General features: G+C 67.5%; 10 protein-coding genes and 2 tRNA genes. 5 read left to right on the forward strand and 7 right to left on the reverse strand.

Annotated features, from left to right (window positions below; genetic code table 11):
• The first annotated feature begins 99 nt into the window (after positions 1-99).
• Entirely contained in the window at positions 100-1,812 is a 1,713-nt protein-coding gene (locus TCUR_RS00860) for a DUF262 domain-containing protein (protein WP_083789725.1), read from the forward strand.
• 1,185 nt (positions 1,813-2,997) lie between these two features.
• On the opposite strand, the gene TCUR_RS26805 is transcribed toward TCUR_RS00860, so the two are convergent.
• The 7 genes from TCUR_RS26805 to TCUR_RS00880 all read right to left on the reverse strand — a co-directional run bounded on the left by TCUR_RS26805 (position 2,998) and on the right by TCUR_RS00880 (position 7,136).
• A complete protein-coding gene (locus TCUR_RS26805) occupies positions 2,998-3,147 on the reverse strand; it encodes a hypothetical protein (protein WP_169312972.1) in 150 nt (49 codons plus the stop codon).
• Positions 3,148-3,605: 458 nt separating this feature from the next.
• The gene (locus tag TCUR_RS24485) at positions 3,606-3,788 is read right to left on the reverse strand and encodes a hypothetical protein (protein ID WP_052305364.1); all 183 of its coding nucleotides are present in this window, start codon (positions 3,786-3,788) and stop codon (positions 3,606-3,608) included.
• Positions 3,773-4,213 carry a lipase family protein gene (locus TCUR_RS24490; protein ID WP_052305365.1) on the reverse strand — a complete coding sequence of 147 codons (441 nt, stop codon included), beginning with the start codon at positions 4,211-4,213 and terminating at the stop codon, positions 3,773-3,775. The genes TCUR_RS24485 and TCUR_RS24490 overlap by 16 nt, the downstream gene beginning before the upstream one ends.
• Before the next feature lie 89 nt (positions 4,214-4,302).
• The gene (locus TCUR_RS24495) at positions 4,303-4,485 is read right to left on the reverse strand and encodes a hypothetical protein (protein WP_052305366.1); all 183 of its coding nucleotides are present in this window, start codon (positions 4,483-4,485) and stop codon (positions 4,303-4,305) included.
• Positions 4,486-5,259: 774 nt separating this feature from the next.
• Positions 5,260-5,349 (reverse strand) — tRNA-Ser (locus TCUR_RS00870).
• Positions 5,350-5,522: 173 nt separating this feature from the next.
• A complete protein-coding gene (locus TCUR_RS00875; RefSeq protein ID WP_012850565.1) occupies positions 5,523-5,912 on the reverse strand; it encodes a hypothetical protein in 390 nt (129 codons plus the stop codon).
• 114 nt (positions 5,913-6,026) lie between these two features.
• Positions 6,027-7,136, reverse strand: coding sequence for a glycerophosphodiester phosphodiesterase (locus TCUR_RS00880; protein WP_012850566.1), 1,110 nt, complete (start codon positions 7,134-7,136; stop codon positions 6,027-6,029).
• Positions 7,137-7,943: 807 nt separating this feature from the next.
• On the opposite strand from TCUR_RS00880, the gene TCUR_RS00885 reads away from it, so the two are divergent.
• The 4 genes from TCUR_RS00885 (at position 7,944) to TCUR_RS00900 (ending at position 13,373) form a co-directional block, all read left to right on the forward strand.
• The gene (locus TCUR_RS00885; protein ID WP_012850568.1) at positions 7,944-8,507 is read left to right on the forward strand and encodes a class IV adenylate cyclase; all 564 of its coding nucleotides are present in this window, start codon (positions 7,944-7,946) and stop codon (positions 8,505-8,507) included.
• 338 nt (positions 8,508-8,845) lie between these two features.
• Positions 8,846-8,918, forward strand: a tRNA-Arg gene (locus TCUR_RS00890).
• A gap of 904 nt (positions 8,919-9,822) precedes the next feature.
• Complete coding sequence (locus TCUR_RS00895) at positions 9,823-11,049, forward strand: hypothetical protein (RefSeq protein ID WP_012850569.1); 1,227 nt, start codon at positions 9,823-9,825, stop codon at positions 11,047-11,049.
• A complete protein-coding gene (locus tag TCUR_RS00900) occupies positions 11,049-13,373 on the forward strand; it encodes a serine/threonine-protein kinase (protein WP_012850570.1) in 2,325 nt (774 codons plus the stop codon). The genes TCUR_RS00895 and TCUR_RS00900 overlap by 1 nt, the downstream gene beginning before the upstream one ends.
• The last annotated feature ends 223 nt before the right edge of the window (positions 13,374-13,596 follow it).

The following is a 13,596-nucleotide window of genomic DNA, read 5'->3' on the forward strand; positions in this document are numbered from 1 at the left end:
TCGTCCGAAATTAGACGGCGAATCGGGGAAGAAGAGCTGTCCTGGCCTGTTCTCTCAAGGTGGCAGCGGGTGCCTGCATGTAGCACTAGACTGCCGCCTATGTCTTCAGCGCCGGTCACGGGGGCGTCGTCAATTTCCTTCAGCCTCCCAGGGATCATCAAGCTTCTCGCCGACTACGAACTCAGGGTTCCGGCTTACCAGCGGTCGTATTCCTGGCGGCGAGATGAACAGGTGGAGGACTTCTGGTCGGATCTGGAGCGTGCTTTCGACTCCAAGGGGGAGTACTTCCTCGGCACTGTAGTCTTGGCTAAGGACAGCGAAGAGGGAAAGAGAACCGTCATCGATGGCCAGCAGCGTTTGGCCACGGTCTCACTCCTTCTCGCGGCGATCCGCGATGAATTCGGTAAGCGCGGTAGCGAGAAGCGCGAGGTGGTCCAGAACGACTACTTGGCCAAAAGGACGCTGATGTCCGATGGTCCAGAGCCTCGCCTTGAGCTAAATCCGGACGACAACGAGTACTTCAACAAGTTTGTCACTGGTGAGGGGTTCAAGCCGCCTGTGGTGGGCGGTAGGCAACAGTTCAAGCGTACTTCTCACAAGCTGCTCTACGACGCCTACGATTATCTTGCCGATAAAATCTCAAAAGATGTCGATAGTGCCGGCTGTGACAGTGCAGCCATAGAGCGCCTGAAAAAGTGGATCATATTTCTGCACAACAGGGCGCGAATTGGAGTCATCGAGGTCTCATCTGAGGCAGACGCTTACGTGATCTTTGAGACTCTCAATGACAGAGGAGCCGACCTCACTACGGCGGACCTGCTGAAGAACTACCTGTATGGTCGTGCGGACAAGAAGCTCGGCGTGGTACAGCGGAATTGGCAGCAGGCGCTCAACACTCTTGATCTGACTGCTGCCGATCGAAAGTTCACAGCGTTTCTCCGTAGCTACTGGAGCTCGTATCACGAGCTTACTCGTGAGAGGGATCTTTACAAAGCCATACGCGATGAGGTGACCAGCTCGTCCAGGGCCGTGGAGATCAGCCAAGAAATCGCTGAAACTGCGTCCTATTACGCGGCGCTAGAGAATCCAGCGCATGATCTCTGGAGAGCGCAACTGGACGGTTCCCGGGACGACGTCGCTATCCTGGCGAGTTTTGACTTGTCTCCGAACAAGCCGCTGATGCTCGCGGCGTTGAAGCACTTCAACCCGGAGGAGCTCCGCGAGCTGCTGCGAGCCCTGGTCAGCTGGTCGGTGCGCGGCATGATCATGAATACGATGAACTCGGGATCGGTCGAGAAGGAATACTGTCGAGTAGCTGTCAAAATCAGAGATGGAGAAGTTTCAACTGTGCAGCAAATCAGAGAGGAGTTGGATAAAGTCATTCCTTCTGATCGAGAGTTCAAGCTGGCCTTTGAGATCGCTCAGGTCAAGCGGAACAAAATAGCGCGTTACTATCTCCGCGCTTTGGAGCGCGGGTACAGTGGTGATCCCGAACCCGAGCTGGTTCCAAATCCTAACGGATCCCAGATCACTCTTGAGCATGTGCTTCCCAGAAATGCCAACCCTGGCGAGTGGCCTGGTTTCGAGGACATCGATACTCACGCGTACATGCTGGGAAACATGGTGCTCTTGCGTAAGAGCAAGAACAGCGAGATCGGAAATCGCCCCTTCGAAGTGAAGCGAGAGACTCTCGCAGAGTCCGACTTTCTCCTGACCAGGGAAGTCGGGGAATTGGCAGACTGGACTCAGGAGGCCCTCACAGAGCGGCAGAAGCGTTTGGCTGAACTGGCGGTAAAAGTGTGGCCTCGGTAGCTTTGGGCCCATTCATCGCTGTTCCGATGGGTGGGGATCGCACTGGTAGGAATTCGGGTGGACTTTGTGCTCGTCCCCCGCAGTGAACACCCATCCTCCCTTGGATGAGGGCGTACGTCGTGCCCTACAAGTGATACAGCAGTGGTGAGGAAGGTCAGAAGCGCTCCGGCTACCGCTGTGTCGTTGGTGTCCGCCCAGCTCTTCTGGTCGAGTGCTCCGCGGTCACAGGGGTCGTGCGGGGACGGGGCTGTGACTTCGCTGCCACCGGGGCCGGGATCTTACCAAGTCGGCACTGTCTCCCCCAGCGGAGAGCACAGCGTTCTCTAGACACCCAGTCTGTCACGAAACAAGTCATAACCGAGAGCAAGCCGTGCGCTCCTCCAACGCTCCTGTTAGGGCTCGGCGGTCCTGTTCACAGTGGCAGGCTGCTTCCCGACCTCTTCAGGTAGGTGCTTATTCCGCTGCTGCTCGCCGGCTCGCTCAGGCGGACGAACGACGGGCCTCCGAGGCCAGGGGTAAGGCGCTCGGTTTTGGTGATCGGAGCTTTAAAACCAGGTGCCTGGCCTAGGTGGCGAGTATTTGGACTTCCGGATTTGCCTGCCATGTCACCTGTTACGGGACGTTGGGGTGTCGAGGGTTACTGGGGGACGGGGACGTTGCTGGCGGCCGGGAGCAGGGAGTTTGGTCCTGGGTTCGAACCAGACGCTGAGGTGATCGGTCAGGAGGGGGTGCTAGTCCCGAGCGTGGGTAAGGGCGTCGAGGATTGGGCGGACCACGGCCGCTTTCGGCGTCGGGACCGTTGAGATGATGGGGAGGCAGAGGCCGGCGCGGTTGGTGACCTCGATGGTGCAGAGCGGCGGGGTGAAGGCCGCGCTAGGAGGCGGTGGGGCCTTCGCCGTAGCGGAGAGCGTTGGTGACGGTCTCTGACAGCAGCAATGCGGTGTCGTCGGTGCCCTGAGGGATGCGGGTAGGGCGGTCTTTAGGAGCAGGCGGGTGAGCCAGTGGTGGGCCTGGCGGACACAGGCTGGGGGCAGCGGGCAGGGTGTGACCGTCCAGAGGGATCCGGCTCATTTGGCACCCACCAGCTGAGAGATGCAGGTAGCGGTAGTGCCTAGGTCGTCGGCCCCGGTGATGCGGGGGCGAAGGCGAACACACAGGCACCCTGGTACTCGACTGCTGCGACGCTCAGTCCACGCAGGGCCAGTTCGGATAACGCATCCGCAGCACGGCCTCACTGGGGATCAGCCACAACAGCACCGACTCGCAGCCGCGCTCCCGCAGCAGGTAGCACAGGCTGCTGGCTGCTGGTCGGCATCGCCTTTGAACTTCTTTCACCGTCGCCTTGGCCTACCTGCCCCCGCTCCAGTGCCTGTTCGGCATCGCCGCGATCTGTTCAATCGTGCCGGGCAGCATCGGAAAGTCCGAGTTCTGGTAGTCCTTGACGCTCACTCCGAGGTGCAGCCCCGGAACCGTCCCTGCTGCTCATTCATCGGTGTCCCAAACCGTACGGCGGTGGGTGAACGGCTCACTTCCGTAGGGGGCTTGCCTGAGACCGAGTACAGGCCAGTGACCGCGGCTGTATAGCGTCCTTCGCCTCGGTTGGCCAGGGGACCGGGCACCGTTCGGCCGCCGCTCAGGGACGGAGTGAAGGTGGCGATGATGGCTGAGCGGTCGATGAGGCCCGCGCCGGTGGCGGTGACCTTCAGGGGCACCGGGGCGCCGGCGGTCACCGCTTCGGGTAGTTGTACGCGCAGTTGGTCGGCCGTGGCCGTGGGAACGCGGTGCACCTTCTCTCAGCCGGTGAGGAACTGGAACAGCTCCGCGCGGATTGGGCGGTGCTCGGGCAGTGCCCCGTGTCCTTCCACCACGCCTCGGATCACCAGGTCGGTGTCGCGCATTTCCGGGGAGAAGGTCGGCAGTCGGGGTACTCGGTCGTCGCCGCCCTCGTCCTCCCCGTCGATCAGGAACGAGCCCACCAGTTCGCCGCGCTCGTTGAGGACCGCGGTGGTGAGGATGGGCTGTTGCAGTCCCCGGGAGGGGAGGATCTGGTAGGACGGGGACGTTCCTCGGGCTTGGCGATCTCCTGGTGCAGCCGGGCCGCGTCGGTCAGCAACTCGTCGTCCACCCTTGGCAGGCCGCCGTTCAGCTCTCGGGGGTACTTCAGTTCGCCGCCGACTTCCAGGCAGGCGCAGTGGGGGACGAACTGGTGCAGTGACGGCAGGGTGCGGGCCAGCCGGGTCAGGTCGGGGCCGAGCCCGCCGAGCTTGAAGCTGACCCCGTTCACCAGCCTGGACAGCGCGTCCAGGGAGCCCCGGTACGGCGTTCCCAAGGTGATCGGCGCCCGGCACAGTTCCGCGCCGCCGCATGCCTCCAGGTAGTAGCGGGCGACCAGGCCGCCCATCGAGTGGCACAGGAATACCCCTCGGGCGTCCTCGTTGTCTTTGGAGGCCTTACGCCAACCTCCAGTACCGGTGGCAGCTCTCGGGCGAGTCACCGGGCGTTGTAGCGGATCGACAGCCGCCAGCCGTAGGGGAACGCCCACAGGTTGCCGGGACAGTCATCGTCCGGAGGGTCCAGGGTGAACCTGGTCCGGAGCCAGCGCAGCAGCCCGTCATAGCCGACGATCAGCGGGGTCGATCCCGGCACCCCGTGCAGGGTGCGCATCACGTCCACCGGCTCGACCCCGTCTCCCGGATGCTCGTCACCGAGACTACCGGTGGGCAGTGCCAGCCGGTGCAGGCTGCCCCAGTCGGCTCTTCAGCGCCTGCCAGGTGGCCTGTCGGGGCAGGTCCATACATCGGCGCCGTCGTTGGCCAGCGCGCTGCCCATGATCCCCGGCAGCACGACGACCAGATCCGGGACCCGCTCGCGTTCCACCGTCTTCACCCCACGCTTCGCCTGGCTGCGCGGGTAATGAGACGATCACTATCGGGTCGGGGTTTTCTAAAAACTCCTGCGAATCGCGCGCCCTGAACGTCCGCTTGGGGCACCGAAACCCTCGGCCAGGCGCTCTGTAAGGAAGCGAGGGCTTTCCGGAGTCGCAGGCTGGTGCCTCTCGATGTGGACATGGAGCCACTGTCGCGGGGAGGAACTCCTCAACCAGCCCAGGCCTCTTGCTCGAGGAGCCTTGTCGATCTCTGTCATGCGTCGCCTGCCGAGGCGGCCATGGTTCCTGCGGCCCGGTGGGGATGCCGGACTCCCCTGGAGGTGAGCTCTGCCTCGTGGCCGGACAGTCGGGCGCAGAGCCTCTCCAAAGATTCCGGTCGGCGGGCTCGCCGTGCGCCCCGGCTCGGTGCACCTCTGCTGTGGTGGCTGCAGCAGAGGGCGGCGGTGCCCGATGCTCGTGCCGGTGAGGCGGGATGCCCCGAGTGGCCGTAGAAGCCATGGCGTGCCGCAAGAACGAACGCCCCCGCCGGGGGCCGGACCCCGACGGGGGCGCTGGTAGAGCGGAGGATCGGGGATTTGAACCCCGGAGAGGCGGTAAGCCTCAACCGCATTAGCAGTGCGGCGCCATAGACCTGACTAGGCGAATCCTCCTTGGACCATGGCCTCCTTGGACCATGGCCTCCTTGGACCATGTGGGTCGGAAACAGGCTACCCGGCAAAGGTCCGAGCGGCAAAGTGCGGCACGGCAGTTGGGCCCGGACAAGGTCGTCCGAATACGGTCACGTCCCGCCCCCGCCGGGCGGGACGTGACCGAAGACCGCAGGTCAGGCGTTGCAGGCGTCGCGGAGCTTGGCGCCGCTGCTGATCAGCTTGCTGGTGTCGGGCATGCGCAGGTTGCCGGAACCGGCGTCCCGCAGCACCTGGGCCAGCTCCTCCAGGTCGTCTGCGACCTGCTCGGCGGCCTCCTGGACGTCGCCGCCGGCCTTGCGGCCCTCGGCGCGGACCTTGGCGGCGGCGTCGGAGTAGACCTGGGCCGCGGCGCCGGGGTTGCTCAGGTGCTGGCTGGCCTTGGACGGCACGGCGCCGATCTCTTCCACCATGGCCTGGCAGGCCGCGGTCTTCTCCGAGTCGCTGCCGGGGAGGCAGGCCGTCGCCGCCAGCATCGCGCCACCGATGGCGAGGACGCCAAGGAGCCTGGTGGTCTGCGTACGCATGGAGATGTACTCGCTTTCTGTGGGGGGCTGTTGACGGGAACGCGGGTGTGCCGCGTTCCCGTCGCTCTACCTCCTTTTGTCGTCAGGGAAAGGCAATTGGTTGGGATCGATCGCTCATGAGCCGAACACGGCCGTGCGCGCGCCGACCCCGGCCGACGGGTCGTCGCAGAAGACCCCGTCCACGCCCAGCCTGTAGAGCTTGGACAGCCATCCCCCGACATCGCCGGTGGCCGCCCGGTAGCCGGGAGCGGCGGCGTTGCCCTGGCGGAAGTCGGCGGGCAGGAACTCGTTCTCGTTGCGCACCGTCCAGGTGTGGACGGCCAGGCCGTGCCGGTGCGCGTCCCGCACCAAGGTGGTGGGCTTGCCGAGCCGGCCGGAGGAGTCCACCGGGACGATCCAGCCGGTCGCCGGGCCGATCCCGTCGGCGTAGGAGGAGATCCACTTCAGGCCCGCGGGTTTGACCAGGTCGGCGTAGGTGCGCCGGTCGCCCTTGCGGACCAGGTCGTACGGCGCGCCTGAGCCGTCGATCAACTGGATGAGCCGGACCTTGGTGAGCTTGCGCAGGTCCCGCAGGTTGGAGGTCTCGAACGACTGGATGAAGACCTTGTCGCGGCGGCTGTCGAACCCGTACTTGTGCAGGGCGGCCACCAGCGGCTCCTCCATCGACAGCCCGAGACTGTCGAAATAGCTGGGGTGCTTGGTCTCCGGGTACACCCCGACGCCGTGCTTGCGGGCCAGATCGAGCACCTCCTCCAGGGTGGGGATCGGCTCCAGGCCGTTGAAGACCGTGTTGCCGGGACGCAGCCCCGGTATCCGCTCCTCGGCGCGCAGCGTCCGCAGCTCGGCCAGGGTGAAGTCCTCGGTGAACCAGTCGGTGCGGGTGACGCCGTCCACGGTCTTGGTCCGTTTGCGGTCGGCGAACTCCGGGTGCTCCTCGACGTCGGTGGAGTCGGCCAGCCAGTTGTCATGACGGGCCACCAGCCGGCGGTCCTTGGTCATCACCAGGTCCGGCTCGATGTAGTCGGCGCCCTGCGCGATGGCCATCCGGTAGGCGGCCAGGGTGTGCTCCGGCCGCAGCCCGCTGGCTCCCCGGTGGCCGATGACGATGGGACGGCCGGCCCGCTCGGCCGCGGCGGGCGCGGGCTCGTCCAGCACCACTGTGCAGAACCCGGCGACGGCCGCTGCGACCAGCCCTCCGGCGAGTATCCGTGTGATCCGAGACATGACGCACCTCCGTTCTGGTGCGTCCGAAACGTAGGGCTGGAATCTTGCCGCTGCCGGACACTGAGGCGACGTGCGGAGAAACACCGCCTGACCGTCGGGGAGCCCTCGGTTGTTTTGCTTGACAGGACGGGTTTGAGTGGATTGCGTATGGTCGGTGTGATGGTCGCTTTATCAGTGGAGTCGGCTGGATGCCGTTTGAAGCTTGCTACCGGGGCGGGAACCAGGTGGGTCATGGATGTCCGGATTCTGGTGTGACGGCGAATGGCGGCGGAAGGAGCTCATCTCCACAGTGGGCCGATGGCTGAATTCAGCCATCGGATTGCAGGGGATATCACTTGACTCCTCTAGGGGAGTTGATTGTTTCGGCTGGGCCGCGAAGGCAATGAACGTATCGGCGGAAGACTTCCCCGCGTTCGCCTGTTGGAGCGACCAGATCGGGCTCTGAACTGGAAACACGACGACCAGAGGAAGCGGTGGACGGACCTCCGGGGGCCTTGCTCAAGCCCTGTATTCGAGGTTCGCCTCACCGCTTTCGTGTGCCTCTGCCGGCGGGTGACTAATCCGCCGCTTCAAGGAGAAGCTTGCGTGGGCGGTTGGTTCAGCCGAAATTGTCGGGACACTGTCGGTTGTGGATCTACGAATAAGGGTCGTCGGCTCCTTGTTGTGTTCTTGCCTGGTCGGCAGAGACAACGTGCTGAGAAGGTTCACGGAGAGGAACTTGCGAGCAGCGGCTGACCACCGGTTGATGTCGGCCCCGGTCGGCGGCGCGCAGGCACCGCCTTCTGGCGGTTCACTGGGAGGTATGGCATGACGCTCGTCGAGTTCGAGGCCAAGCTCCTCGATATCGATCCCGAAGAGATGGCCTGCCGAATCGAGTCCGCCGGCGGGCGCCGCACGTCCGAAGACCGCCTGCAGCGGCGGTACGTGTTCGACATCGACACTCCGCCCGACCCGGCGCGGTGGATGCGGCTGCGAGACGACGGCGTCAGGGCGACCCTCGCCGTCAAGCACATCGTCCATGACGGAATCGACGGCACCAAAGAGGTCGAGGTCTCCGTGGACGACTTCGACCAGACGCTCCTGCTTCTGCAGGAGCTGGGATACAAGCCGAAGTCCTACCAGGAGAACCGCCGCACGAGCTTCCAGCTCGGCGAGGTGCACCTGGAGGTGGACGAATGGCCGCTCATCCCGCCCTACCTGGAGCTCGAAGGCCCGTCCAAGGAAGCCGTCCTCGCGGCGGCCGACAGGCTGGGCATCGAACACGGCAGGCTGACGGGCATCAACACGGTCGAGGTCTACCGCCGATATGGCATGGACATCACCGACTACCCCGAGCTGAGGTTCGACCTCGAGGGCGGAAGCCGCCGCTGACGCAAGCCCACGAGAGCGGTTCAGCCGGGAAGCCGCAGGCCCGGTGATGAGTCACCGGGCCTGTCCTCACCCCGGCCTCATCGGCTGGAGCACAGGCCTGGGCCACCTGCCGCCTCGTCACGTCCCACGACCGCCCCGGGCATCCGGACAGGGCCCTCTCCCGTGGCGCGAGCGCCTTGAAGCCACCGAACGAGAGCTTCGAATCGATTGGACCACGACGCCGGCTGTCTTAGACTTGAGAGCACCGTGGTGCACAGGAGCAACGGGTCTAGGCAAGGGCAGAGACCTGCTAGACTCTTCACCAGCACCACGCACCTGGCAGACAGACCAGGAGCCAAGCAGCCGTAGCTCAATGGATAGAGCATCTGACTACGGATCAGAAGGTTAGGGGTTCGAATCCTCTCGGCTGCGCAGCAGGTCAAAGGCCCCTCGCGATCACCGCGAGGGGCCTTTTGCTAACAGGTTTGCTAACAGCGGACTCCGCTCGGGCCACGGATTCCCCGACCGCCGCGGCGAAGATCCCAGCGGCTTCCATGAGCTGCTCGTTGGTCACGTGTGCGTAGACCCGCAGCGTGATCGCCGGATCGGCGTGGCCGGCCCGGGCGGTCACCCGACGGGGACGCCCGCCAGGAGCAGCGTGCGTGGATGTGGCGAAGGTCATGCAGCCGGGTATGCGGCGGCGGTTCGGCCGGGGGAGGCCCCGTCCTTCGGGGCGTTGTGGGCTTTCATCAGGTTGGCCACCAGCGAGGAGACCGTGTCGGGGTGAGCGGGGCCACCCTGGGCGGGGCGGAACACGTGATCATCGGTGGAGTGCCAAGACTCCCCCGGTTTCGGGTTTCTCGGCGGTCTGACGCCCGCGGTGAGCCTTTGGAACCTTGACCGTATCCGGCAGTGATGCCGACGACGCGGGATCGGCTGCTCTCGGTCGTCCCCTCGACACGTCGGCCACCCATGAAGGCCGCCGAGCCGGTGATGTGGATGGTCGCACCGTCGAGGTCGATATCCCGCCGGCGCAGGTTCAGCAGCCCACCGCGCCGGAGAGGAGCCGATGTCGTCATCAGGAGAGACGTCCCCCGAGGTTGAGCAGGCCGCGCCTCGGTGGACGATGCGACGTGTCCTGCCCGTTTTGTCGATGAAACCCGAATGATCGGGGAGCCGGTCATCGCCGTCCGAATACCTCGCCCCGGTGATTCGGCCGATTCGTGTCACCCGCCACAGAAGATCGGCGGTACCCCTGCCAGGCTGGACGATACTTACGTCAAGGGCGCCCCAAGTGGGAGGCGTAACGGAGTCGGCGGGACCACGCGGAGCGGCAGTGAGCGACAACGGCGCGGCGCCCCTGGGCCGGGACGAGATCGACCGCGCTCTGGCGTCGCTGCGCGACGAACGCGACCGCATCTCCACCGCCCTGTACGACCTGGAGAACCACCCCGGCTACCGGCTGCTCGAAGGCAGCCGGCTGACCGGGCTGACCCGTCGCCGCTGGCAGGAGGCCACCGACCGGCTGACCACGCTGTGGCGGCTGTTCGACGCCTACCAGCGGGTCCTGGAGGAGGCCGAGGCGCTGCGCGAACGGCACCCGCGGCCCGCTGCGGCGGTGCTGCGGGAGCTGACCGGCCTGCTGTCCGGGCCGTCGGTGAAGCTCCTGCCGCAGGAGGTCTCGCTGCGGCGGCGCTCTCTCCTCGACCCCACCGGCGAACGCTGCACGCTGGCAGAGAGCGTCCGCCGGATGAGCGAGGCCTACCGCGAGGTCACCGAACTGGTCGCCACGGTCGACGCGGCCTGGGAGGCGCTGCTGGGCCCGCTGGGCGAACTCGAGGAGCAGTGGCGGCAGGCGACCCGGCTGGCCCGGTCGCTGGGACGCGGCCGGGACGCCGAACTGGACCGCATCGGCCGGGAGCTGGCCGCCGTCGGGCAGACCGTGCGGACCGACCCGCTGGCGCTCGCCCGCGACGGCAAGGCCGACACCGCCCGCCTGGAGGCGTTGCGCTCGGACCTGGCGGCGGCGCGCCGCGCCCTGGCCGAGGCCGTCCGGCTGCGGGAGGACTACGACCGGCGAATCGGCGAGCTCACCTCGTCCCTGGAAAAGCTGGAGGAGGTGGTGCGCCGGGCGCGGCGGGACTACCGCACCGTCCAGGTCAAGATCGCCTCCCCGGGGGTGAGCGAGCCCGCCGACCCCGCCCCGCGGCTGCGCGAGCGGCTGGCCTCCTTGGACGGGCTGCGGCGGGCCGGCCGCTGGGCGGAACTGGCGGGCGAGGTCGCCGAGCTGGAAGAGGCCGTCGCCGGTGCGCTGCGCCAGGCCGAACGCAGCCGCCACCTGATCGTCGGGCTGCTGGAGCGCCGCGACGAGCTGCGGGGACGCCTGGAGGCCTACCAGGTCAAGGCGGCCCGGCTGGGCCTGGCCGAGCACGGCGAGCTGGTGCGCCTGCAGGAACGGGCCCGCTCGCTGCTGTGGACGGCCCCTTGCGATCTGCAACGATCCACCGTCGTGCTGGCTGAGTACCAGCGTGTGCTCAGATCCCTCGAAACGGGGACGGACTGATGGAAAAGTGCACCCGGCCGGGTTGCCCCGGCTACATCGAGGACGGCTTCTGCAACGTCGATGGCCTGGCCCCCGAACCCGTTCCCGCCCAGCCCACGGCCGTCAGCGGGGCGCCCGGGGGGCAACCCGCCCCGCCCACTCGCCCCAGCGTTCCCGCCCCCTCCCAGCCGTCCGGCGCATCCGGGGCGACCGGCTCGGGCCGCACCGCCTCCGGGCGCAGCGCGCGCACCGGCGGCACCGCCTCCACCGGCTCCTCCCGCCGGGGCATGCTCGGCGCCGGCCTGGTGGAGGTGCCGCCGGTGCCCTACCGGGACCCGGCCACCGCCATCATGCGCAACCCGGAGGTGCCCGAGAACCGGCGCTTTTGCAGCGTGGACGGCGAGCCGGTGGGCCGCAGCCGGGACGGCCGCCCAGGACGCACCGAGGGTTACTGCCGCAAATGCGGGCACCCGTTCTCCTTCACCCCCAAGCTGCGGCCCGGCGACCTGGTCGGCGGCCAGTACGAGGTGCTCGGCTGCCTGGCCTTCGGCGGGATGGGCTGGATCTACCTGGCCCGCGACAAGAACGTCAGCGACAGCTGGCGGGTGCTCAAGGGCCTGCTGGACTCCGGCGACGCCGACGCCATGCGGGCCGCCACGGCCGAGCGCGCCTTCCTGGCGCAGGTGGACCACCCCAACATCGTCAAGATCTACAACTTCGTGCAGCACCCGGACCCGCACACCAAGCAGCCCGTCGGCTACATCGTCATGGAGTACGTCGGCGGCAAGTCGCTCAAGGAGATCGTGACGCAGCTGCGCCGCGAGCACGGCGAGGAGGCGTCGCTGCCGCTGCCCCAGGTGATCGCCTACGGGCTGGAAGTGCTGCGCGCCATGGGCTACCTGCACAGCCGCGGCCTGCTGTACTGCGACTTCAAACCCGACAACGCCATCCAGTCCGAAGAGCAGCTCAAGCTGATCGACCTGGGCGGGGTGCGGCGGATCGACGACGAGGACAGCCCGATCTTCGGCACCATCGGCTACCAGGCCCCCGAGGTCCCCACCGACGGCCCGTCGATCTCCTCCGACCTGTACACGGTGGGCCGGACGCTGGCGGTGCTGAGCTTCCCGTTCCGCGGCTACACCGGCCGCTACGCCCACAGCCTGCCGCCGCGCGAAGAGGTGCCGCTGCTGATGCGGCACGAGTCGTTCTACCGGTTCCTGTGCCGGGCCACCCACCCCGATCCGCGGGCCCGTTTCCAGGACGCCGCCGAGATGGCCGAGCAGCTCACCGGGGTGCTGCGGGAGGTGCTGGCCGCCGAGGACGGCCGGCCGCGCCCGGCCCCCTCCACCCTGTTCGGCACCGAGCAGCAGGCCGCGGGCGCCACCCTGCTCGAGCCGGCGGACGAAGCGGGCAGCGGGCAGAGCGCGGTGCTGCCCGCGCTGGATGTGCGCGCCGCCACCGCGGCGCTGCCGGTGCCGCAGGTCAGCCCCGCCGACCCGGCCGCCGGGTTCCTGTCCGGCCTGACCGCCCGCGACCCGGCCGACCTGGAGGCGGCGCTGGCCTACTCGCCGGTCTCCTCGCCCGAGGTGTCCTTGATGCTGGTGCGGGCCCGCATCGGGCAGGGCAAGCTGGGCGAGGCCGTGGAGCTGCTGGACCGGCTGGCGGCCGAGCGGCCCGAGGACTGGCGGCTGGACTGGTACCGGGGGCTGGCGGCGCTGGCGGCCGACGACCGCGCCACGGCCGTGGCGATCTTCGACGACCTGTGCAACCTGATGCCGGGGGAGAAGCCGCCCAAGCTGGCGCTGGCGTTCGCCCACGAGCGCAACGGCAACCTGCCGGCGGCGGTGCTCTACTACGACCTGGTGGCACGCACCGACCCCGGCTATGTCAGCGCCGCGTTCGGGGCGGCGCGGGTGCGGCTGGCGCTGGGGGACCGGGCCGGGGCCGTCGCCGTGCTGGACTCGGTGCCGCGGGTGTCCAGCCACCATGCGGCCGCCCAGCTGGCCGCGGTGGCCGCCGTCGTGCGCGGCCGCCCGCCCGCCGAGCTCAACCCGGCCGAGCTGGTGGCGGTCGGGCGGCGGCTGGAGGCGCTGCAGCTGGACGCCGAACGCTACCAGCGGGCCGCCGCCGAGGTGCTGGAGGCCGCGTTGAGCTGGACGCTGGCCCACCGCTCCTCCGCCGGGCAGGGCGCGCCGCAGGTGCTGGGCGTCCCGTTGCAGGAGGGCCCGCTGCGGCGCCGGCTGGAGAAGCTCTACCGCGGCCTGGCCCGCCTGTCCGACGATGTGGAGACCAGGCACCGGCTGGTGAACCGGGCCAATCGCGTGCGGCCGCGGACGCTGCTGTGAACGAGTGCTCAGGCGACCGGATCGAGGCAGGGATCATGGAACCCACGGCGGCCACCCGCTGCCCCGGCTGCACCGAGGCCGTCTCGGCGGACGACCAGTTCTGCGAAGCGTGCGGCCGGTTCCTGCACGGAGCGAGCTCCACTGCCCGCCCTTCGGCGCCCCATCCCGGGCCCGGGGACGGCGGCGGGTCTGCCGCGGCGTCACCGGGCCCGGAAAAAGAGGA

The sequence above is a fragment of the Thermomonospora curvata DSM 43183 genome, from assembly GCF_000024385.1.
Taxonomy (GTDB): Bacteria; Actinomycetota; Actinomycetes; order Streptosporangiales; family Streptosporangiaceae; genus Thermomonospora; species Thermomonospora curvata.